This window comes from Thioalkalivibrio halophilus, assembly GCF_001995255.1.
GTDB classification, from domain to species: domain Bacteria; phylum Pseudomonadota; class Gammaproteobacteria; order Ectothiorhodospirales; family Ectothiorhodospiraceae; genus Thioalkalivibrio; species Thioalkalivibrio halophilus.
Genome location: NZ_MUZR01000009.1, coordinates 13,473 through 36,144 on the forward strand (window position 1 = coordinate 13,473; position 22,672 = coordinate 36,144).

General features: G+C 69.4%; 13 protein-coding genes. 7 read left to right on the forward strand and 6 right to left on the reverse strand.

What is annotated here, in order from left to right; translation table 11 throughout:
* Positions 1-15 precede the first annotated feature (15 nt).
* The 3 genes from B1A74_RS03815 to B1A74_RS03825 all read right to left on the reverse strand — a co-directional run bounded on the left by B1A74_RS03815 (position 16) and on the right by B1A74_RS03825 (position 2,009).
* Positions 16-507 carry a hypothetical protein gene (locus B1A74_RS03815; RefSeq protein WP_077243812.1) on the reverse strand — a complete coding sequence of 164 codons (492 nt, stop codon included), beginning with the start codon at positions 505-507 and terminating at the stop codon, positions 16-18.
* The gene (locus B1A74_RS03820) at positions 504-761 is read right to left on the reverse strand and encodes a nucleotidyltransferase domain-containing protein (RefSeq protein WP_051073614.1); all 258 of its coding nucleotides are present in this window, start codon (positions 759-761) and stop codon (positions 504-506) included. The genes B1A74_RS03815 and B1A74_RS03820 overlap by 4 nt, the downstream gene beginning before the upstream one ends.
* A gap of 153 nt (positions 762-914) precedes the next feature.
* On the reverse strand, positions 915-2,009 hold the full coding sequence (locus tag B1A74_RS03825) for a hypothetical protein (RefSeq protein ID WP_077243831.1): 1,095 nt from the start codon (positions 2,007-2,009) through the stop codon (positions 915-917).
* A 162-nt stretch (positions 2,010-2,171) separates the two neighbouring features.
* Between B1A74_RS03825 and B1A74_RS03830 the strand changes: the two genes are divergently transcribed.
* The 3 genes from B1A74_RS03830 (at position 2,172) to B1A74_RS03840 (ending at position 7,692) form a co-directional block, all read left to right on the forward strand.
* Positions 2,172-3,503: a metallophosphoesterase family protein gene (locus B1A74_RS03830; RefSeq protein ID WP_077243813.1), complete on the forward strand. Its 1,332-nt coding sequence runs from the start codon at positions 2,172-2,174 to the stop codon at positions 3,501-3,503.
* Entirely contained in the window at positions 3,500-7,042 is a 3,543-nt protein-coding gene (locus B1A74_RS03835; protein ID WP_077243814.1) for an AAA family ATPase, read from the forward strand. Before B1A74_RS03830 ends, B1A74_RS03835 begins: the two co-directional genes overlap by 4 nt.
* A 140-nt stretch (positions 7,043-7,182) precedes the next feature.
* Positions 7,183-7,692 (forward strand): CZB domain-containing protein, encoded by a 510-nt coding sequence (locus tag B1A74_RS03840; RefSeq protein WP_024328424.1) that lies wholly within the window; start codon positions 7,183-7,185, stop codon positions 7,690-7,692.
* 35 nt (positions 7,693-7,727) lie between these two features.
* Here the strand turns inward: B1A74_RS03840 and B1A74_RS03845 are convergent, their stop codons facing one another.
* Complete coding sequence (locus tag B1A74_RS03845) at positions 7,728-9,617, reverse strand: DEAD/DEAH box helicase (protein ID WP_077243815.1); 1,890 nt, start codon at positions 9,615-9,617, stop codon at positions 7,728-7,730.
* A 398-nt stretch (positions 9,618-10,015) separates the two neighbouring features.
* On the opposite strand from B1A74_RS03845, the gene B1A74_RS03850 reads away from it, so the two are divergent.
* From B1A74_RS03850 to B1A74_RS03860, 3 genes are all read left to right on the forward strand, one after another.
* Positions 10,016-11,650, forward strand: coding sequence for a methyl-accepting chemotaxis protein (locus B1A74_RS03850; RefSeq protein WP_077243816.1), 1,635 nt, complete (start codon positions 10,016-10,018; stop codon positions 11,648-11,650).
* Between the two features lie 61 nt (positions 11,651-11,711).
* Positions 11,712-13,967, forward strand: a complete 2,256-nt coding sequence (locus B1A74_RS03855; RefSeq protein WP_077243817.1) for an ATP-binding protein — start codon at positions 11,712-11,714, stop codon at positions 13,965-13,967.
* On the forward strand, positions 13,964-15,418 hold the full coding sequence (locus B1A74_RS03860) for an HD domain-containing phosphohydrolase (RefSeq protein ID WP_077243818.1): 1,455 nt from the start codon (positions 13,964-13,966) through the stop codon (positions 15,416-15,418). Before B1A74_RS03855 ends, B1A74_RS03860 begins: the two co-directional genes overlap by 4 nt.
* Positions 15,419-15,429: 11 nt before the next feature.
* Here B1A74_RS03860 and B1A74_RS03865 read toward each other — a convergent pair whose 3' ends face one another.
* Both B1A74_RS03865 and B1A74_RS03870 read right to left on the reverse strand, forming a co-directional pair.
* Positions 15,430-17,955, reverse strand: coding sequence for a vWA domain-containing protein (locus B1A74_RS03865; RefSeq protein WP_077243819.1), 2,526 nt, complete (start codon positions 17,953-17,955; stop codon positions 15,430-15,432).
* A gap of 128 nt (positions 17,956-18,083) precedes the next feature.
* Positions 18,084-20,729 carry an AMP-binding protein gene (locus B1A74_RS03870; protein WP_077243820.1) on the reverse strand — a complete coding sequence of 882 codons (2,646 nt, stop codon included), beginning with the start codon at positions 20,727-20,729 and terminating at the stop codon, positions 18,084-18,086.
* Between the two features lie 127 nt (positions 20,730-20,856).
* Here B1A74_RS03870 and B1A74_RS03875 point away from each other — a divergent pair, with 127 nt between their 5' ends.
* On the forward strand, positions 20,857-22,659 hold the full coding sequence (locus B1A74_RS03875; RefSeq protein ID WP_077243821.1) for a glycoside hydrolase family 15 protein: 1,803 nt from the start codon (positions 20,857-20,859) through the stop codon (positions 22,657-22,659).
* Positions 22,660-22,672: the final 13 nt, after the last annotated feature.

The following is a 22,672-nucleotide window of genomic DNA, read 5'->3' on the forward strand; positions in this document are numbered from 1 at the left end:
TAAACGGGTCGTCTGTCATGTCTCCGCAATGGTCCAGCCACGGGCGCGCATGTCAGTCAGGAATGCCTGAACGACAGACTGCAACGTCGGCACGAATTCGTGCCCCGTTTGCAGGGCGTCGGCAAGGGTCACTGGGTCCTCGATATATTCGTGCACCATCTGGTTGCGCAGTTTCCGCATGGCCAGCCAGTCGTCACTCGAAGGCATCAGCCCCAGCTTTTCGGCTCGGTCAAGGTTGTCAATGGCGGCGCCAACATGTTCTCCCAGCGCTTCGAGGTAGAGCGGGAGCAGTTTGTCCCCCAGGGTATCCTGAAGGCGGCCAAATCGGCTGACAAAGGCTTCCACTCGTTCGGCCTCGTCTACTTTCTCGGCGAGGTCGCGCGCACGGGCCGGGGTGAATGGCTCGTTGAATACGCGCTGGTCGGTGGTCAGAAGATGCTGTTGCTCACGCTGTACGACACGCGCGAGAAACCGCAGACGTTCCAGTTGTTCGTGCCCGAGCTTCACAGAAGCTGCCCTTCTCTTTCGGCAATGTCATGAACCGGGCTCCGGGTGATGTTCGGGGCGGAGAGGACAACGTCCACTGCACGCCCCTGGAGCCGGCGACTGATCATGGCCGAGAGACGGGCGGAAAGCATGGCCGGGCGCTCGACCGGGTCATCCAGCTCAACCAGCACGTCGACATCGCCACCTCGCCCTGCATCGTCCAGACGCGAGCCAAACAGCCGAACACGGGCGCTCGCACCGCATTCGCGGCGCACGACCTCGCGGATTGCTTTTATATGCTCAGGACGAAGGCGCATTCCGTTGATTGTAGGCCAGCCGGTGCCCCCCTCCAAACGGAGGGTCGGCTGATCGGGGCACATCCGTGTGCCTCGGCGAAACTGCGTAAATCCGGGTCGATGAACCGGCGTTTACCTAACGCCCCGATCCGGGGCGTCCCGCCCACGATCTTCGGGATCCTGCTCGACAGGGCCTGTTGTCGGGGCATCACTGTCAGCCCCTTCACCACCACTGCTGGCGGCACCGGCCGTCGCCATATCGTCCGTCTCATCGGAACGCCCGGAGCCGCCCGTCCAGGCCGCGGCCTTCTGCCGCATCTCGCCGAACTTGCCGGTCAGTTTTTCCAGACGCCCTTCCCATTCCGGGTCGGGCTCCTGCCCCTCGGTCACGCGGTTGAACACCTGCATCAACGCGACCATGCCGACCGGCTCGATCACGGCCTGCTTCACGCCCCAGGCCAGCACCAGCGCGATGACGACCGTCAGCGGACCGGCCAGCGCCGGGATCAGCGCCACCAGGCCGGCGACGGGGGCAAGGATGACGAGAAACACGAGGAAGGTCATGCCCCAGATGAAGAAGGCAAGGAAGAACGCGTTCTTCAGGAACGCCTTGTAGTTCTGCGCATACAGGATCAGCGCGGTGCGGCTGGCTGCCCACGGGTTCTCGGCCCGGGTGCGGATGTTGTAGGCGAGGATCACCTCGTCCAGATAGGTGAGCGACAGGTTAATGACCGTGTTGATGAAGCTCGCCAGACCCTTCGTACCGGGCAGCGGGATCAGCGCCGCAATGCTGAAGAAGGCCCGGTTGAAGACCTTGAGCACGCCCTTGATCAGCTGATCCACCGCGAACAGCACCGAGGCCTGGGCAAAGCGCTCTTGCACCACCTCGCGCGCGTGCTCGATCTGGCCGCGGCCCTGCGGCAGCTCCTGCCCGTCCATGCGCTCCACCAGCACCGCGATATGCCCGGCCTTGACGATGTACAGCAGGTATTCGCGGAAGAAGTACACCACCGCGCCCACCAGGCCGAAGCCGATGAAGCCGCCCCACAGGCCGAACACCCCCGGATTGTCACCAATGTAGCCGATCCCGTAGCCGAGCCCCGCACCGACCCCCGTGCCGATCACGTACACCAGCGTGATCCCCACGTAGATGACGAACCGGAACACCAGAAACGGTGCGGTACTGCGCAGCAGACCCAGGGTCTCCCGCATGCTGAAATCTTTCATGGCCCTCCCCCCGGAGATGATTTTGCCGTCGCCTCCCAGCATCGCGCACCGGCTCCAACCTGTCCCCCTCCGGACGGAGGGGATGTTGGACGCGCATTGCCGGGCTTCTCCCCCGGCCACGGCGGTGCCACCATAGGGCCCCGAACACGGAAAGGGACCTCCATGCCCGTTCGAATCCTCGCCGTAGGCGACATGCACCTGGGTCGCCGTCCGTCCCGGCTGCCGGCCGCGCTGGCCGACGACGGCGCCAAACTGGGCCCGGCCGAGGCCTGGGAGCGCTGTGTCCGCCTGGCCATTGAACAGCAGGTGGACGCGGTAGCACTGGCCGGTGACCTGGTCGAGCGCGAAGACGACTTCTTCGAGGCCTACCGCCTCCTGCTGCAGGGGATTCGGCAGCTCGATCAGGCCGGCATCACCGTCGTGGGCGTCGCCGGCAACCACGATGTCACCGTGCTGCCACGCCTGGCCGACGAACTGGAGGGCTTCCACCTGCTGGGCCGTGGCGGGACCTGGGAGCGCCTCACCCTGGGCGCGGACGAAGACCGGGTGACCGTGCACGGCTGGTCGTTCCCGTCGCGGCGGGTGACCACCAGCCCGCTCGCCGGACATGACTTCCATGCGCGGGGCGAAGGCGCGGCAGCCAGCGTTCACCTGGGCCTGCTGCACGCCGACCGCGACGCGCGCGACTCGCACTACGCCCCGGTCAGCTCCGCCGAACTCGCCGCCGCCGGGCTGGACGCATGGCTTTTGGGGCATATCCATCGACCCGATGCCCTGGACACGCTCGCCGGACCGGGAACCTCGTCGGCTGCGCCGCGTTACTCGGGCGGCTACCTGGGGTCCGTTACCGGATTGCACCCCGGCGAACACGGCTCCCGCGGCCCGTGGCTGATCACCGTCGAAGGCGACCGCATCCGATCGATCGAACAGCAATGCCTGGCGCCGCTGCACTGGGCGCGACTGGATCTGGACCTCACCGGGCTCGAGGCCCCGGAGCAGGCCCGCACGCGCCTGCTGCAGGGCCTGCGCGAGCTGGAAGCCCAACTCGATGCGCGCCCCGCCCCGCCACGCGCCCTCGGCCTGCGCCTGCGCCTGACCGGAAAAACCACCCTGGCCGGCGAGGTCGCGCAGCAACTGGAGGAGCACCGCGAGGAAAGCATTGCCGCCAGCCCCGAGCGCTTCACCTTCATCGAACGCATCCTTGCCGACACCCGCCCGCCCGTCGATCTCGACGAGCTGGCACGGCGCCAGGACCACGCCGGCCTGCTCGCCCGCCGCCTGCGGCTGCTGGAACATCCCGTCGACGATCCCGACCGCCGCGCCCTGCTGGAACAGGCACGCGAGCGCCTGGCTTCGGTCGCCACCGACGCCCGCTGGCGCGGCCTGCCCGAGGCCGGACTGGATGACGAGGCCGTCGCTGCGCGCCTGGCCGACAGCGGCAGCCGGCTACTGGAACACCTGCTGGCCGATCCGGACACGGAGGCCCGCCCGTGAAACTGCAGCATATCGACATCCGCCGACTGCCCGGCATCGACCGCAGTTTTTCCGTCAACGAGCTGGACCCGACCATCAATTTCGTCACCGGACCCAACGCCTCCGGCAAGAGCAGTCTGATCCGTGCGCTGCGCTACCTGCTGGCCGGTCACCGCGCGGGCGATCCGCACCAGCTGTCCCTGACCGCGGGCTTTCACGATGGCGAGCACCGCTGGACGGTGGACCGCAACGGCACCCACGTCACGTGGCAATGCGACGGCCGGCCCGCGGATCCGCCGGCTCCGCCGCCCCCCGACCTGCTGGACAGCTACCTGATCGGAGTGGAAGACCTGCTGCAGGTACAGGGCGCCAGCGAACAGGCGCTGGCCGGCCACCTGCGGCGCGAACTCAATGGCGGCTTCGACCTGCCGGCCCTGCGCGAGACGCTGTTCCATTCCGCCCCGCGTGCCGGCCACAAGGAACGCCGGGAGCTGGAGCAGGCCCGCCGGAGCCGCGAAGAGGTGGAACGCGACCAGCGCCGGATCGCGGACGAGGAACGCCGCCTGCCGGATCTGGACCGGGCCATCGAGGATGCGCGCAACGCGGATCAGGAACGTCGCGCCCTGGACACCGCCCTGCAGCTGCACGACACCGCACAGGCCCTGCGCGGCCTCGACGCGCAGCTCGAGCGCTTCCCGCCGGACATGGAGCATCTCACCGGCCGCGAGCCCGCGCGTCTGGACGAGCTGGCCCGCCAGCGCGAAAACACCCGACAGGAACTGGCTCAGGCCGAACAGGATCGTGACCGGGCGTACGCCCGGCTGGCCGAAACCGGCCTGGAGAACGAACGCCCCGACGAAACCGAACTGGATCGCCTGCGCGCACGGCTTGACGAGCTTCGCCAGCAGGAACAGGCACTCGCCACCGCGGCCCGCGAATGCACCGACGCCCGGACTGCCCGCGAGCAGGCCATCGCCCGCCTGGACGGGCACGCGGCCGCGGCGCGCGAGCTGCCCCGCCTCGACGATGCCACGCTCGACCGCGCTCGCGATCTGACCCGTCGGCGGCAGGAACTGGAGGACCGCCGCACGGCCTTGCAGGCCCGCCTGCAGGGCGCGCCGGAGAACTCTCCGGAACAGGCCCTGCAGCGCTACGAACGCGCCGCCCGTCTGCTGCACGACTGGCTGGCCCTGCCGGCACCGGCCGAACCCGCCCGGCCGGTCCTGCCGACGGTGGCGGGGGCCGCACTGGGCGGCGGCATCGCAGTGTATGGCGGGGTCCTCGGTCCCCCGTGGCTGGCCGCCATCGGCGGCGGCGTGATGCTGCTCGCGCTGATCCCGCTGCTCTTTCCGCGCGTGCTGCCGGCGGGCCTGCGGCGTTCGGCCGACGCCATGGCACGAACGGCGCAGCGCGAACGCCTCGCCCGCGACTTCGAGGACCTCGACCTGGACATTCCCCCGGGCGCCTGGGACGCAGCCGGCGTGCGCACCCGCCTCGAGGCCGTCGAACAGCAGCGCGACGCACTGCGCATGACCCGCCGGCGCTTCGACGAGGCCGAGACCCTGCGCGCCGACCGCGACACCGTGGACGCGGCGTTGCAGCAACTCGACGCCGAACAGGCCGAGTTCGCCCGCGAGGCCGGCTTCGATCCCGCCCTGGCCGCGCGACTCGACGACTTCCTCGAACGTACACGCGCCCTGCAACAGGCCGAACTGACGCTCGGCCAGGCCGAAGCGCGGCACACGGAAATCGCCGGCCGGGTGCGGACCCTGACACAACAACTGCAGGAGGCCCTCGCGCGCTGGCCGACTCCCGACCCGAACGGCGCCGCCCCCGGAGAGGCTTCCGCCGCGGATCTGGCGGCGGCGCTCGAGGCCCTGCGGGCCCGCGCCGTTCAGGCCGCGGAAGCGGAACGCCGGATCGCGGAGATGGATCGCGAGTGTCGCCGCCTGCAGGCAGCGCTGGCGGAAATCGACCGACAAGAGGCACGCGAACTGGCCGATGTCGGCCTCGAGCCCGACCAGCGGGAAACCCTGGACCGTCGTCTGGAACAGCGGGAAGACTGGCAGGCCCTGCAGCGCCAGCGCCAGGAGCAGGCCCTGCGGCGCGACGACCTGGCCCGCCAGCTCGAGTCCCGCGCGGATCTGCTGGCCCTGGCGGGCATCGGGGACCCGCCCGGCGACCGTGAAAGCCTGGCACGCCAGCTTGCGGAAACCACCGACCGTGCCGAACGACTGGAACCACTGCAGGAAGAACGCAGTCAGATCCGGGAACGCATCGCGCAGACCGGCCGCAAACGGGAACGGGAACAAGCACTGGCGGCCGAGCAGACCGCCGGGGAGGAGCTGGAACGGCGGCGCGACGAGGCCCTGGACGCCGAAGCCGGGCGCTTCCTGCTCGACGACATCCAGGAGGAGTTCCGCCGCGAGGAAGAACCGGAACTGCTGCGCCGCGCGCGCGAGGCCTTTGCCCGCTTCACCCACCACCAGTGGGCGCTGCGGCTGAGCGAGGACGAGGACGGTTTTGTCGGCGAGGACCGCGTGCAGGGCGCGCTGCGTCCCCCCGGCGAACTCTCCACTGCAACCCGCATGCAGCTGCTGCTGGCGCTACGCCTGGCCCGGGTCGAGACGCGCGAGGCGACCGGGGGAGCCGGACACTGGCCGCTGCTGATCGACGAGGCCCTGGCCACCACCGACCCCGAACGCGCCCGCGTGATGTTCCGTACCCTGCAGGAACTGGCCCGCGACGGGGATCGCCAGATCCTGTACCTGGCCGCCAGCGACTATGAAGTGCAGCTATGGCACCAGGCTACCGGCGAATGGCCGCACCGCGTGGACCTGCAGGCGCTGCGCGGGCTCCCCTTGGAGGCGACCGAACCTGCGCGGTTCGCGCTCCCAGCGGCTCCCGTCATCCCGGAGCCGGCCGGCAAGGACCTGGCCGCCTGGGCACGCGAACTGGGGGTTCCACGGCCGGACCCGACGCGGCCCGCCGAAGACGTCCACCTGCTGCATGTATTGTTCGATGATCCCGCGACCGCGCGCGACCTGATGCAGGTCTGGCGGGTCGATCGGGTGGGCCCGCTACGCAGCCTGCTGGACGGCCGGATCGCACGCCGCGCCCTGCCCGACGAGCACCGGCGCGCCGCGCTGGCATATCGCTCCCTCGCGCTGGAACACTGGCTTGCGGCCCGGCGCATCGGCCACAACCGAACGGTGGACCGGGGCCTGCTGGAAGAGGCCCGTGATGCCGGCGTGCTCACCGACAACGCGCTGGAGGGCGTGGCGCAGCGCGCCACGGAACTCGAAGGCGACCCGCAGGCCCTGCTGGAAAGCCTGCAGCAGCACCCGATCACCATGGCCAGCGGCACGGAACAGCGCCTGCGGGCCGGCCATCGCGAACAGCTGCACGAATTCCTGCGCGAGCGTGGCGTAGTCGACGAACGCGCCCCCCTCACGCCGGAAGCACGCCGCCAGCGTGTCCTCGAGCGCCTCCCCGCCGCGGCCGACCCCGCCGACATCCAGCACCTGATCGACCACCTCGAGCACGAAACCGCCGACTGACTCCCGGACGATGTGCGGAACCGTGAACGGTTCCGCATTCCGGCCGTCCCATCCGCGCCGCGGGCAGGCCAGAATTGGGGTCGCTTCATCCCTGAATACCCCCTCTGCCGCGGCGCTCCGCGTCGCTCGGAGAGACGAAGATGACCAAAGCGGACGTGATCAAGCGGATCCACCGCGCCCGGCTGAGCCACAAGATGTGGGTCAGCTACGCCCACGGACTGATCGAAGGGATCCCGCTGGACCAGGACAAGGTCCCGGTCGCCCCCACCGACTGCAAGTTCGGCCAGTGGTACTACGGCGAAGGGCGCGGCCTGTCGGATCTGGCATCCTACTGCCGGATCGAACCGCCGCACGACGAACTCCACGCCACCTACCGGCGGATCTTCAACATCCTGTTCGAGGAACAGACCGAGAAGCCGACACCGCTGGCACGGCTGTTCGGTTCCACCGGGTTCGACGACACCCGGCGGCTGGACCGGGCTCGGGAGCTGCTACCCCATCTCAAGCAGTGCTCCGCGACCATCCTCACGCACCTCGACCGCCTGGCCGAAGATATCCGGGCGATGGACGAGGAGGAGGTCCGCCGGCGGCTGGGCGGATATCCGGACGACGCCTCCGCCGACGCCGTCTGCGAGCATTGCGAAAGCTGAGGATCTGAGCCGGCCCCCGGCCGCCTCTTCGGCGATCAGCCGTTGGCGGCCTTGCGGCGGATGCCCAGGGTTCCGGTACTGTTCTTGCCCTGGCCCTTGCCCGCAGCCCGTCCGGGGCCCTTGCCCGTCGCCTGATACGCGGGGCGCTTGCCGGTGGCCGGCTTGCCGCCGGCAGGCTTGCGGGATGCGGGCTTCGACTTGCGCGCCGGCGTGTCGTGGCCCGGGCCCTGCGGCGCCGGGATCTCCAGCGTCAGACCGAGGCGGCGGTTGGCGACATGGATGCCGCCCAGCTTGCGGATCGCGCCCTCGTCCAGGCTCTCCGGCAGGTCCACGTGCGAGTGTTCCTGCTGCAGGCCGATGCGGCCGATGTCGCGGCCCTTGAGCCCGCCCTCGTTCGCCAGCGCCCCGACGATCGCGCCCGGCGCGACGCCGTGGGTGCGGCCCACCGGCATGTAGTAGCGCACCATGCCGGATTCGGGACCCGAGTCGCGATCGCCCTGACGGCCGCCTTCGCGGCGTTTGTTGTTACGCTCGCCCTTGTCGCGGCCACCGGAGCGGTCGTCGCGCGCAGCACGGGCCGCGCCGGCCAGCGGGTCCGCACCGGCGGTGGCGGAGGCATCCAGCGGGGACCCCTCGGTGGCCAGCGCCACCAGGGCACCGGCCAGATCCTGCGGCGAGGTCTCGCCATCGGCCAGCAGGCGTTCCACCAGGGCCGCGTGACGATCCCCGGCGTCATCCGCCACGGCAGCCCGCACGCGCTCGGCGAAGCGATCCTCGCGCCGTGCCCGCACCGCCTCGCGGTCGGGCACGGCCCGTTCCCGCACGGACTTGCCTGTCAGGCGCTCGATGTCTTTCAGCATGCGCCGCTTGCGCGGCTCCAGGAACAGGATCGCGCGACCCTTGCGCCCGGCGCGGCCGGTACGCCCGATGCGATGCACGTAGACCTCGGCATCGCCCGGGGCATCGAAATTGAACACGTGGCTGATGCGCGGGACGTCGATCCCGCGCGCGGCCACGTCGGTGGCCACGATCACGTCCAGGCGACCGTCGCGCAGGTTGGCGACCACGCGCTCGCGCTCGCCCTGCTCCATGTCGCCGTTGAGCGCCGATGCGGCCACGCCGGCGGCGCCCAGCCGATCGGCGATCTCGACCGTCGCCGCCTTGGTACGGGCAAAGACCACCGCCGCGTCCAGATCCGGCTCGGTCTCCATCAGGCGGGTCAGGGCCTCGAGCTTGTTGCGCTGATCGACCAGGCAGTAGCTCTGGTCGATGTCGACGCCGGCCTCGTTGCCCGCACCCACGCGGATCTCTTCCGGCTCGCGCATGTGGCGGTGCGCGATGCGCCGGATCGGCGCCGGCATGGTCGCGGAGAACAGCGTGGTCTGGCGCTCGGCCGGGGTCTGCTCCAGCAGCCACTCGATCTCCTCGACGAAGCCCATGCGCAGCATCTCGTCGGCCTCGTCCAGCACCACCATGCGCAGGCTGGACAGATCGAGGCTCCCGCGGCGGACGTGATCCGCCACGCGGCCGGGCGTGCCAACCACCACCTGGGCCCCGTCGCGCAGGGCGCGCAGCTGCTGGCCCATCGGCTGGCCGCCGTAGACCGGCAGGATCTCGATGCCGTCCAGACCCGCCGCGAAACCGCTCAGGGCGTCGGCCACCTGACCGGCCAGCTCGCGGGTGGGGGCCAGCACCAGGGCCTGCGGCGCCTTCAGGGCCGCGTCCACGCCATCCACCAGCGGCAGGCCGAACGCACCGGTCTTGCCGGTGCCGGTCTGGGCCTCGCCCAGCACGTCGCGACCACCCAGCAGGGCGGGGATGCAGGCGGCCTGAACCGCGGTGGGGGTGGCAAAGCCCAGATTCGACAGGGCACGGACCAGCGACTCGGACAGACCGAGCTGGTCAAAGGAGGGAGATTCGGACATCACACAGTACTCACACGGGCCGGAAACAGCGACGGCACAGGAGTGCCCCGGGCCCGGCGAAAAGGAATGACCACACGGTCAGCTGCGCACTATACACGAAACGCGAGGGCCGTGGGGGGTCAGCCTCGTTCCACGCGATCGCGTCCGCCGGCCCTGGCGGCATACAGAGCCTGGTCCGGAAGTAGAGATCGAAATACCGCTCCACCGCCGCCCGGACTTCTCGTTGGGGTGATAAAGCCGTCATTGCAGATGATCCATGTCCGGGGTGCCGTCCGAGGCGTCGTGCAGGCCTTGAGGAAACACTGATCCGCTTTAGTTTTCGGCAGGGGAGTCGTCACAACCTGTACGATCCGCCCTCTTTGCCGACTCTGCCCGCCCAAATGATCAAGGAATCCCCGATGGGTAAAACTCTCAGTATTCGCGCGAAAATCCAGCTCCTGGTGGCGCTCCCGCTGATCGCGCTGATCGTGATCGCGCTGCTCTCGGTGCGCTTCATGGGGGACATCGAGGCCGGCGTGGACCGCGTACACCAGGACCGCGTCATCCCGCTGCAGCAGCTCAAGGAGATCGCCGACGATTACGCGGTGCTGGTGATTGACGCCGTCAACAAGGCCGATCACGGGATGCTCACCGCCGAAGAGGCCCTGCAGGACGTGCGCGGCGCCCGTTCGCATATCGATCAGCAGTGGGAAACCTACATGGCGACCGAACTCACCGCAGAGGAGGCGCGCCTGGCCGAGGAAGCCCGCGGCCTGTTTCGCGATGCCAACGCGGATCTGGACCGACTGGAACGCGCCCTTTCGGGGATGTCCGGCAACGTCTCGGGCGAACTGAGCGAATTCAACGGCCCGCTGTATGCATCCATCGATCCGATCAGCGACAAGATCAACGAACTGGTGGACCTGCAACTCCGTGTCGCCGGAGAGGAAGCGACCCGGATCGCCGAGCTGTACAACCGCTCGGTCCTCGTTTTCATCGCGGTCGCCCTCGCCGGATTCATCGTCGTACTCGGCACCGGATGGATGACCTACCGGGGGGTTGCCGTCCCTCTGGGCCGCATGCGCGAAACCATGGAGGGCATCGTCAGTGACCATGACCTCGCCCGACGAGTGGACGTCGAAAGCCACGATGAACTGGGTTCCACGGCCACTTGCCTGAACACCATGCTCGACGAGTTCCAGAACACGATCGGCGAGCTGCGCGGCATGACCGACCAGATGGCCTCGGCGGCGGAAGAACTCTCGGCGGTGTCGACCCAGACCAAGACGAACCTGGATCAACAGGGATCACAGACCGAACAGGTCTCCACCGCGATGAACGAGATGACGGCTACCGTGCAGGAAGTCGCACGCAACGCCTCGGACGCCTCCAGCGCCACCCACGAAGCGGATCGCGAATCGCGGGAGGGCGGCAAGGTGGTGGAATCGGTCGTCGGCGACATCGGCCGGCTTGCAACCGAGGTCGGGCAGATCGCCGAAGCCGTCCAGTCCCTGGACGAACAGAGCCAGAAGATCGGCAGCGTGCTGGACGTCATCCGTGGCATCGCCGAGCAGACCAACCTGCTGGCGCTCAACGCCGCGATCGAGGCCGCGCGCGCCGGCGAGCAGGGGCGCGGCTTCGCGGTGGTGGCCGACGAGGTCCGCACCCTCGCCTCCCGCACTCAGGATTCCACCGCCGACATCCAGTCGACCATCGAGAACCTGCAGGCCGGCACCCGCAACGCCGTGGATGCCATGGGCCGGGGCCGCGAGATGGCCGAAAACACCGCCAGCAATGCGCAGGAGGCCGGTGACGCGCTGAGCCGGATCGTCGCGGCGGTGGAACGCATCCGCGACATGAACACCCAGATCGCCAGTGCCGCCGAGGAACAGAACTCCGTGGCCGAGGAGATCAACCGCAATATCATTTCCATCAACGAGGCGACCAGCGAGAGCCTTGGCGGGGCCAACCAGACCGAGACCGCCAGCCACGAGCTGACCAATATCGCCTCGCGGGTACGCGAGCTCGCCTCGCGCTACCGCATCGGTCAGTAGGGGTGCTGCCCGAGTGAACTGTTAGACTGTGAACTCCATCACGATGGATGTTCACAGTCCCATGTCCGACGCGCATGCCGACACCGCCTTCCGGGCGCAACTGCGACACCTGCGGAAGTACGTGGTGCTGGCGGCGCTTGCGTGGACCCTGTCCTTTGCCGGGCTGAGCCTGTGGCTGCTGGACCACTTCCGGACCATGACCCTGGATCTCGCCTATCAGGAGGCGCAGGCGAACTTCAACAAGGATCAGGCCTTCCGTTTCTGGGGCACCCTGCACAGCGGGGTCTACGTGCCGGTGAGCGATCTGGTCCAGCCCAACCCGTACCTGGCGCACCTGCCGGAGCGGGACATCACTACGCCCTCGGGTCAGGAGCTGACCCTGATGAACCCCGCCTACATGCTGCGCCATCTCAACGAGCAGTTCGGCGACCTGTTCGGAGTACGCGGGAATATCACCAGCCTGCAGCCATTGCGCCCGGAGAATGCGCCCGATCCGTGGGAGGAGGAGGCGTTGCAGGCCTTCCGGGAAGGCGCGGAAGAACGCCTGGAAGTGGCGGACATCGACGAGGAGCCCCATCTGCGCTACATGGCGCCCATGCGCGTGGAGCGCGGCTGCCTGGAATGCCATGCCCATCAGGGATACGAGGTGGGCGACATCCGCGGCGGCGTGTCCGTGGCCGTGCCCCTGGACGACTACCGCGAACGCGAGGCGGAGACCGCCACGGTCACGCTGGCAGCGCTGTCCGGCGTCTGGCTGCTGGGCCTGGCCGGACTGAGTGCGGGCGCCCGGCGCCTGAGTCGCGACGTCCGTGCCCAGCATGCCGCCGCACAGCAGATCCGCGAGCTGAACACCGGACTGGAGCGCCGCGTCGAACAACGCACCGCCGAACTGGACGAGGCCCGGCGACAGGCGGAAGACGCCAATCGCGCCAAGAGCGTCTTCCTCGCCAGCATGAGCCACGAGCTGCGCACCCCGCTGAACGCGATCCTCGGGTTCTCGCGCCTGGCGGCACGGGGCAGCAACCTCACGGGCGAACAGCGCGACCACCTCGGCCTGGTCGAACGCAACGGCGATCACCTCCTGTCGCTGATCAACGACGTGCTGGACATGGCCCGGATCGAGTCCGGCCGCCTGACCATGGAGCCGGTCACGCTGGACCTGCCGCAGACCCTGGAGGATGTGGTTGCAACGCTGGGTGCACGAGCCCGGGAGAAGAACCTGACGCTGACCCTGGACACCGATCCCGAGCTGCCCCGCTTCATCCGCAGCGATGCGCGCAAGCTGCGCCAGATCCTGATCAATCTGGTGGGCAACGCCATCAAGTACACCGAAACCGGGGGCGTCGAGCTCCGCGCCGAGACGCGGGAAGATCCGGCGGGCGAACGGCGCCTGCAGCTGGGCGTGGAGGACACCGGCCCCGGCATCCCGCCGGAACAGCAGGAATCCATATTCGAACCCTTCGTTCAGGGTGGCGCGGCCGGCACCACCGAGGGGACCGGCCTGGGGCTGTCGATCACTCGCCAGTTCGCGGAACTGCTGGGCGGTTCGGTGGATGTCTCGAGTGCGCCGGGTCAGGGGTCGCGTTTCAGCGTGGACCTGCCGCTGGAAGCGGCCGACGACACCGCCGATACACCGGCCCCCGCCGCGCGTCGGGTGCTGGGCCTGGCGCCGGGTCAGCCGGCCTGGCGCATCCTGGTGGCCGACGACTCCGAATCCAATCGCATCCTGCTGCAGCGGCAGCTGGAAGAGGCCGGATTCGATGTCCGTCTGGCGGCGGATGGTGAAGAGGCCGTGGAGGTCTACCGCGAATGGCAGCCGCACTTCGTGTGGATGGACATGCGCATGCCGCGCATGGATGGCTACCAGGCCACGCGCGCTATCCGCGAGGCCCCCGGCGGCCAGGACACGGTGGTGGTCGCCCTGACCGCCTCGGCCTCCCTCGCCCAGGCCCGCGAGATCCGCGAGGCGGGCTGTGCCGATCTGATCAGCAAGCCCTACAGCGATAACGACATCTTCGGCACGCTGGAACGCCACCTGGGCGTGGAATTCCGCTACGCCGATGCCGAAACGGACACCCCGACCCCGGCGGACGACGCGCCCGCGCCGGAAACCCTGGCCGCACAGCTGCGGCCCCTTTCTCCGGAACGCCGCGAGGCGCTGGCACGCGCCGTACGTTCCGGCGACCTGCAGGGCATGAACGAGTGGGTCGCAACGCTGCACGAAGAGGAACCCGAGTGCGCCCGGGTGATCCACAAGGCCGCGGAGGCGTTCCGCTACGAAGACCTCCTCAAGGCGCTTGGAGAAAACCGGACGTGAACCCGCAGAACGATTCCGGCCACCCGCACCCGGCCATGTCCTCCGATGCCGGCGACGGGATCCTCGTGGTGGACGACAACCCCAGCAACCTGCGCCTGATGGTCGACGTGCTCCAGCAGGCCGGCCTGGGCGTGCGCGTGGCGCCGGGCGGCCGCATGGCGCTGGAATCGGTCGCCGAACGCCGGCCCGCACTGATCCTGCTGGACATCCGCATGCCGGACCTCGACGGCTTCGAGGTCTGCCGGCGCCTCAAGGCCGACCCCGAAACCGCCGAGATCCCGGTGATCTTCCTCAGCGCCCTGCGCGAACCCGAAGACAAGCTGCGGGGCTTCGCCGCCGGCGCGGTGGACTACATCACCAAGCCCTTCGTCGCCGAGGAGGTGCTGGTGCGGGTGAAGAGCCATCTGGCCATGCACCAGTCCCACCAGGCGCTCGAGGCCCTGGTCCACGAGCGCACCCGTGCACTGCATACCGTCTCCGCCGGCAACCGTGCGCTGGTACACGCGCAAAGTCCGGACGAGCTCCTGCGCGGCATGACCGCCGCCATCACCACCACCGGTGGCTACGCCGCCGCTCGGGTCCGGCTGCGGGACGGTCGGCAACAGCTCGCGGGCATGGACACGGAACCGGTGACACCGGGCCCCGACCGGACGAAACCGGACGGTCCTTGCCTGGTGCGCAGGACCGTCGATCTCCCCCTTCTGGTCCTGGTGCTGCCGCTGAGCGACGACCGGGGGCCGCTGGGCGATCTGCAGGTCGCGGCCCGCTCGCGGGATGCCTTCGCGGAGCCGGACGACGTCGCCCTGCTGAGCGAACTCGCCGGCGATCTCGTGTACGGCCTGCGCACCCAGCAGTCGCGCGCGGCGCTGGAACACTCGCTGGAACGCACCATCGAGGCGATGGCCGCCACCATCGAAGTCCGCGACCCGTATACCGCCGGGCACCAGCAGCGCACCACGCAGCTCGCCGACGCGATCGCGGTGGAACTGGACCTGGACCCGGAACGGCGCAAGGGCCTGCACGTGGCCAGCGCGGTGCACGACATCGGCAAGATCTCGGTCCCGGTGGAGATCCTCGCCAAGCCCGGACGTCTTTCCGCGACGGAATTCGAGCTGATCAAGGGGCACCCCGCGTCCGGTTACGAGATTCTCAAGGGCATCGATTTCCCCTGGCCGGTGGCCACCATCGTGCGCCAGCATCACGAGCGCCTCGACGGCTCCGGCTATCCGGATGGCCTCCAGGGTGACTCCATCCTGCTCGAATCGCGCATCCTGGCGGTCGCCGACGTGGTGGAGGCCATCCACTCGCACCGCCCGTACCGTCCCGGGCTCGGGCTGGACGTCGCCCTGGAAGAGGTTCAGAAACGCCGCGGCACCCTCTATGACCCGCAGGCGGTCGATGCCTGCCTGCGCCTCGCCGCCCAGGGGCGCCTGCCCCTGGAGACGGCCTGAGCCCCGGCCCCCTATTCCACCTCCAGAGGGATAGTTTCGAGCACCTCGCCGCTGTCGGAAGCGCGGTAGCGGATCTCGTAGCTGCCCGCACTGGAAGGTGCGAACAGCTGCACCGGACTGCCCTGCGAGGCCCGTGCATCCTGCACCGCGCTGGCGTCCGGGTCCGCGCCGGCCTCGACGATCTCGATCAGATCCTCGAAGCGCCCCGGCCCGGTGAAGCTCACCTCCACCGTACTCCGGGCGGCCACGGTATCTTCGGCCGAAAGGGTCACGTCGGTACCACCGACGGCAATCGGAATGGCCTCCAGGGTGCGGCCGGAATCGCGGATCACGTAGCGGATCTCGTACTCGCCCTCCTCGTCCGGCGCGGTCAGGGTCTCGGTGTCGCCGGAGACACGACTGCTGGCGCTGCGGCTGTCGCCGCTGTCACCCTCGGGCGCGTTCGGCTCCACGATGGCCACGAAGTCGTTGCGATTCTCCGGTCCCTCCCACCGCACTTCGAAATCGGCACCCGGCAGCACGGTGTCCGGCGCTTCCAGCGACGCCTCGACCGGAGTCAGCGTCACCTCCTGCGAGGCCAGCACCCGGCGACTGTCGCGCAGCACGTAGCGCACCTCGTGGGTGCCGAGCGCATCCGGCGCCTGGATCTTCACCGGCTCGCCGTCCTCCGAAACCCGGCTCGTGGCGCGGCGGGAATGCCCGGTTTCATCGTCCGGCGCGCCCGCCGCCACGATCGCGATGTAGTCGTTCCGGTTGACCGGGCCTTCCCACTCGACCTCGAAATAGGCCCCGGCCGGGACCTCCTCCGGTGCGGAGACGGAAGCCTCCACCGGGGTCAGCGTCACTTCCTGCGAGGCCAGCACCCGCCGACTGTCCCGGAGAACGTAGCGCACCTCGTAGGTGCCCAGCGCATCCGGGGCCTGGAGGGTCACCGGCTCGCCGTCCTCCGAAACCCGCGCAGTGGCCCGCCGGCCATGCCCGGTGTCGTCGTCCGGGGCCCCGGCTTCCACGATCGCGATGTAGTCGTTGCGGTTGACCGGACCTTCCCACTCGACCTCGAACTGCGCCCCGGCCGGAACCTCCTCGGATGCGGAAACGGCTGCCTCCACCGGCTCCAGCTCGATGGTCCGGGTGGCCAGAACCGCCCCCGTTTCCCGATGTACGTAACGCAGCTCGTGGGGCCCGAGGGCATCCGGCATCTGCAGGGTTACCTGCTCCTCGCCCTGCACGCGGTCGCTGGCGCGACGTGAATGGCCCGTATCATCCTCGGGCGCGCCCGGCTCCACCACGGCAATGAAGTCACGATCCTCGCCGGGCCCGTCCCAGCCGACATCGACCATGGAACCGACGCCGGCGGTGTCCGGGGCATGGAGCTCGGCGTCCGGCAGTTCCTGTTCGAGCGTCACGACCACTTCCCGGTCTTCCGCGAGGGTCGCCATCTCCCGCGCATCACCGCTCGTCGCGCCGCGTTCGGCAATGATGCGGTATTCCCCGGGCTCCAGGTGGAGTTCCAGCGGATCGGCATCCTCGCTGCGGACCTCGATCGCGTCCTCGGTCTCCACGTTCAGCGCGACCCAGTCGACCCCGCCCAGGGCATCCCCGGTTTCGGCGTCCTCGGCGCTCAGCTCCAGCGTGGCCTGCGTCTTCGCCATCATGATGTCGACCGGCTCGTCGGTCTGCGGGGTGATCTCGAACTCGGTCTCGCCGGCAAAGACCTCCGCTTCGGCCTCGACCGTGTAACGACCGGGCACCAGCTCCAGGTCGATGATCCCCCGCGACTCCCCGGAAAAGATCGACTCGCCCGCCTCGTCGGCGACCTCCCAGTCCACCCGGCGCACGTGCTCTTCGGGATTGCGTTCGTCGAGCGCGCGCAGCTGCACGCGCAGCGCCTCGGGTTCCGCTACCGCGATCTCGTCCAGGGCGGCACTGAGCTCCTCGCCGGATTGCGTGGTGAACAGCTGGCCACCGGTCTGCTCCGGCACACAGGAAAGGGTCTGAACCTCTTCCTCCTCGAGCGCAAAGCCGACCACATGGGCGCGCAGGTCGATGCCCTCCTCCGCCATCTCGGCGGCCAGCGCACAGGGATCGCCACCGCAGTTTTCCAGGCCATCGGTCACCAGGATGATGTCCGCGGACTCCGCGGTGCGCGGGATCATCTCGCGAGCCCTGGCCATGGAGTCGGTCAGCGGCGTCATGCCCTGCGGGTTTAGATCGTGGATCGTGCGCGCGATCTCGTCACCCTCGTGGGTGTCCAGCGGCAGGACGGCCTCGATATCGTCACAGTCGCCACGGCGGGTATGTCCGTAGGCGACCACGCCAAAGGGGATGCTGGCGTCGCGGCTGGCCGCGAACTCGTCGACCACCTCGCGCGCCACCTCGATGCGCGACTTGTCGTCTTCCATCCGCGCCCACATGGACCCTGAGGCATCGAACACCATGATGCTCACGTGATCATCGGCCATCACCGGCGACGCCACGCCGAGCGCGCCGGCCAGCAGACCGGTGACAAAAATGAGGCTCAAGGGCTTTGTGCGCATGGTCCCGCTCCCGCCAGTGCTGCGTGATCTTCATCCATTCACTTGTATGCCCGAGGATGGCCCGACACACGCTCGCACGCCCCCTCCAAACGAAGGGGCAACCGGCGTTGATGCGGACATGATACGGCTCAGCGCCGGCCCAGCTCCTCCAGCGCGGACTGCAGAGCAGCGACGATCTCCCTTTCGTCGCTGCCATACACCTCCGGGTCTACCGGGTCGCCGATCACGATGCGCACCTTCCCGCCCGGCCGCGGGAAACGCTGCCCCGGGGCCATCACCTCGCGGGTGCCCTCGATCCACACGGGTACGACGGGGACGGGCTGCGCGGCCAGCACCAGCCCGATGCCGGGACGCAGGGGCTGCAGGCTTCCGTCCGGCGAGCGCTGGCCCTCGGGGAACCAGATCAGTCCGTGACCGCGCTGCACAGTGGCCGCCGCGAGGGCCAGGCTGCGACGCGGCGCGGCCCCCGGGTCCACCGGCAGGATCCGCGCCGTGCGGCTGAAGGCCCGCGACAGCGGGCCGGTGAACAGGTAACCCTGGAAACCGGCCCAGTACAGCGACTCGAGGCGCTGCCGGTCCAGGGCCGGCAGCAGCGCGAGCGCATCGACGAAGCTCAGATGGCGCGGGGCGATCACGTACGGTCCGTTCGCGGGGAACTGACCGTGCACCTCCACGCGCATCAGCAGCCGGGAGAGCAGACGCGCCCCGCCCAGCAGCAGTACCCCGGCGCCGCGGCGCAGTGCCCCCGGGGGTTCCAGCGCGGTTCGCTGGTCGGCCTCCAGCAGCGACTCCGGATCCGCGAGCTGTTCCTTCAGATCGGCCTGCCCCTCGCGGGCCACGCCTGCGGCCGCCGCCTCCTGCAGCAGATCGCGCACCGTCTCGACCCGTTCGATCGCCGAGTCGTCCAGATCGATCCCGGCGCGGTCCTGCAGCGCCAGCGTCAGGTCGACCCAGCTGAGCGAATCGATGCCCAGTTCGTCGGCCAGCCCGGTGTCCGGGGTCAGGCGCCGGTCGTGGAAACGCTCGGCGAGGTAGTTCCAGGTGCGCTCGGCGCCCGGGTCGGACAGCAGCTGCTGGTCCTCCGGGGCCAAGGATTCCGGCGAGACCGGCTCCGGACGGGCCCGCGAGACCGCGTCCTCGCGCCCCAGCTCCTCGAACAGTTCTTCCAGCTTGTGCCGGCGCAGCTTGCCCAGCCGGGTACGCGGCAGCGGATCCAGCGCGACGCGCACCACGCCCGGCCGGTGATGGGTGGGCAGCGACTTCGCCACTTCGTTGACGGCCTCGCGAGCCCGCCGTTCAAGCTCTTCGCCGGCGGCCTCACGCATCAGACCCGCATCCGGCACCGCCACGACCGCCAGCCGGTCGTCATGCTCCAGCACGCCCGCCTCGCGGATTCCTTCGGCCGACTGCAGCGCGCCCTCCACGCGTTCGGGATCGATGTTCTCGCCACCGGAGAGCACGATCATGGCGGATTCACGACCGTGCAGATAAAGAAAGCCATCCGCATCGATCTCGCCGGTATCCCCGGTGCGGAACCAGCCGTCCGCGTCCAGGACCTTCGCGGTCTTGTCCGGGAGATTGAGATAGCCGGCGAATACGTTCGGCCCGCGGGCCATCACCTCGCCCCGGCCATCGCCGGCGCCACCGTCGTCGATGGCCAGTTCGACCCCCGGCAGCGCCACCCCCGCGGCGTCCAGTCGCACCCGCTCCGGGGGGTTATAGGTGAGGATGGGCGAGGTCTCGCTGAGGCCGTAGCCCGTCGCCACCTCCCAGCCCAGTGCCTGCAGATTGCGACCCAGGGCGGGATCGAGCGCCGCACCCCCGGCCACCACCATGCGCAGGCGCGGCGCCAGGCGCTGGTGCAGACTTCCGAACAGACGACGACCCGGGCGCAGGCCGAAGCGCTGGCGCGCCTGTTTCGACAGGCCCAGCATCGCGCGAAACAGTAGCGCCGGTACTCGCCCGCGGCCGGCCACGCGATCCTGCAGCGCCTTCCACACGGCCTCGTAGAGCCGGGGCACGCCCAGCATCACGGTCGCCTCGCCATCACGCAGGCCGCGCACGATCTGCGGCCCGACCAGCGAAAACGGCACGATAATGGACGCACCCAGGGTCAGCGGCACCAGGATGCCGACCGTGAACGGATACACATGATGAAACGGCAGCGGCACCAGTACCCGATCCCGATGGTCCGCGACCTCTTCGGTACACAGGGCCTCCACGTTGCTGGCCAGGTTGCGGTGGGTCAGTGGCACGCCCTTGGGCGGACCGGTGGTGCCGGAGGTGTAGAACACCGCGGCCACATCCCCGGCCTGCGCGACCGACCCGGCGGGCTCGGCCTGCAGCAGGCTCACCCAGGCATTCGGGGCATCCGTTGCGGCGTCGAACAGGCGGACCTGCCACTCGCCGGGGGCATCCGCCAGCCGTTCTTCCAGCCCCGAGGTAGTGAAGACGAAGCGCGGGGTCGAGTCCGCAAGGACGTGGCGCAGATCCTCGGACGGCATCTGCGTATCCAGTGGGACCACGCTGCCCCCGGCATTCATCACGCCCAGCGCCGCGGCAATCCAGTCCGGGCTGTTGGGGGCGAACAGCACCACGCGGTCCCCGCGTTCCAGCCCCGCCTCGCGCAGCCCGGCCGCCAGTTTCGCCGCCCTTTCGAGCAGCTCGGCCCGCTCGGTGGTTTCGTGGCCATCGCGGGTCATGGCCACCACCGCCTCGCGTCCCGACTCGGGGGAGCGCGAGGCCAGGAGTTCGTCGACGGTCTGAACGCTCATCCGCTGGCCTCCGGCGGGACGGCGCCCGCGCAACGTGGTGGGCAATGCGACTTCCATCATACGCATTGACAGGATTCGTCACGAAACCCCAATCTTCTCGCTAATGACAAAACTGCAGGGGGTTCCGTTGAACGCCACCGAGCTGCCCCCGTACCCGCGCAATGGCTACCTCCCGATCGAGGACCACGGACTGATCGGCGACGGCACCACCGCGGCCCTGGTGGGGCGCGACGGCTCCATCTCCTGGCTTTGCGTCCCGCGGTTCGATTCCGACGCACTGTTCTGCGGCCTGCTGGACCACCGCAACGGCGGCTTTTTCACGGTGGCCCCGGAGGACCTGACCGGTGCCACGCAGCGCTACGAGCCGGACACCGGGGTGCTCATAACGGAGCTCCTGGGGCCGGAGGGACGCGTCCGCGTGACCGACGCGCTTACCTTTCGGGCCGGCGCCGACCTGTCCGAAGATGCCCCCGCCGGGCGCGGCGAACTCCTGCGGATGATCGAAGTGGTGGAGGGGCGCGTGCGCCTGCGGGTCCGGCTGGAGCCGCGCGGTGACGCCGAGTGCCGACCGCATGCGGCGGGCCTGCAGCTGCGCCTGAAGCGCCGCCCGGATATCGAGCCGCACCTGGCCTCCTCGCTCCCGCTGGCCGGGCTGGACACCACCCACGAGCTGTCTGCGGGCGAACGCCACCACCTCATCCTCAGCTGGGAATCCGCGGGCCACCACTTTCACCCCCGCCCGCCGGAAGAGCTCCTCGCGGACACCATCGCGGTGTGGCGCAACTGGATGCGCTCGTTCCGCTACCAGGGTCCGCAGACGGCGCTGGTCCGCCGCTCCGCGATCACGCTGAAAATGATGGATTACACCGCGACCGGCGCGATGATCGCCGCGCCCACCTCCTCGCTGCCGGAGGCAATCGGGGGACCGCGTAACTGGGATTACCGCTATGCCTGGATCCGCGACGCGGCCTTCTCGGTCTATGCGCTTGCCCAGATCGGCATGGGGCACGAGGCCGAGGGTTTTCTTGGCTGGGTACTCGATGCGGTGGACCGGGCCGGGCGGCCACGCGTGCTGTATGACGTGGACGGCCACGCTCCGCCACCGGAATGGCACGACCCCGGACTCGAGGGCTATCGCGGTTCTGCGCCGGTGCGCTGGGGCAACGCCGCCGCCGAGCAACGCCAGCATGACGTGTTCGGCGAGATCATGGACTGTGCCTGGCAATGGGTGCGTCGCGGCGGCGCACTCGAACCCGAGCTATGGGACCGGCTGCGGCGCCTCGTGGAAGCAGCGGCGAGGGAATGGCAGACGCCGGACCACGGGATCTGGGAGGTGCGTACGCCGGGGCGCCCGTTCACCTACTCCGCGGCGCTGTGCGCGGTGGCACTGGACCGGGGGGCGCGCATGGCCCGATCCATGGGCATGGAGACCGATGCCCGACGCTGGGAAATGGAGTGCGAGCGGATCCGCACGGCCATCCTCGAGCAGGCGTGGGACCCGCACCAGCAGACCCTGACCGAACACCTCGGCGGCGGCGGGATCGACGCCAGCCTGCTGGCCCTGCCGCTGCGGCGGGTCATTCCCGCCGACCATCCGCGCATGATCGCCACCACTCGCGCGGTGGTGCGTCGGCTGGGCGCCGGCGAAGGACTGCTGTTCCGCTATCTTCCCGATGAATCCCCCGACGGACTGGCCGGCCACGAGGGCGCCTTCCTGCTGTGCAGCTTCTGGCTGGCCGACAACCTTCTGCGCCAGGGCGAACGCGACGCGGCGATGGAGCTCTACGAGTCGCTGTGCGCCCGGGCCAGCCCGCTGGGCCTGCTGCCGGAACAGATCGACCCGGGCAGCGGGGCCTTTCTCGGCAACTTCCCGCAGGCGTTCAGTCACGTCGGGCTGATCTCCACCGGCATCAACCTGGGCCGGACCTGATCCGCATCCGACC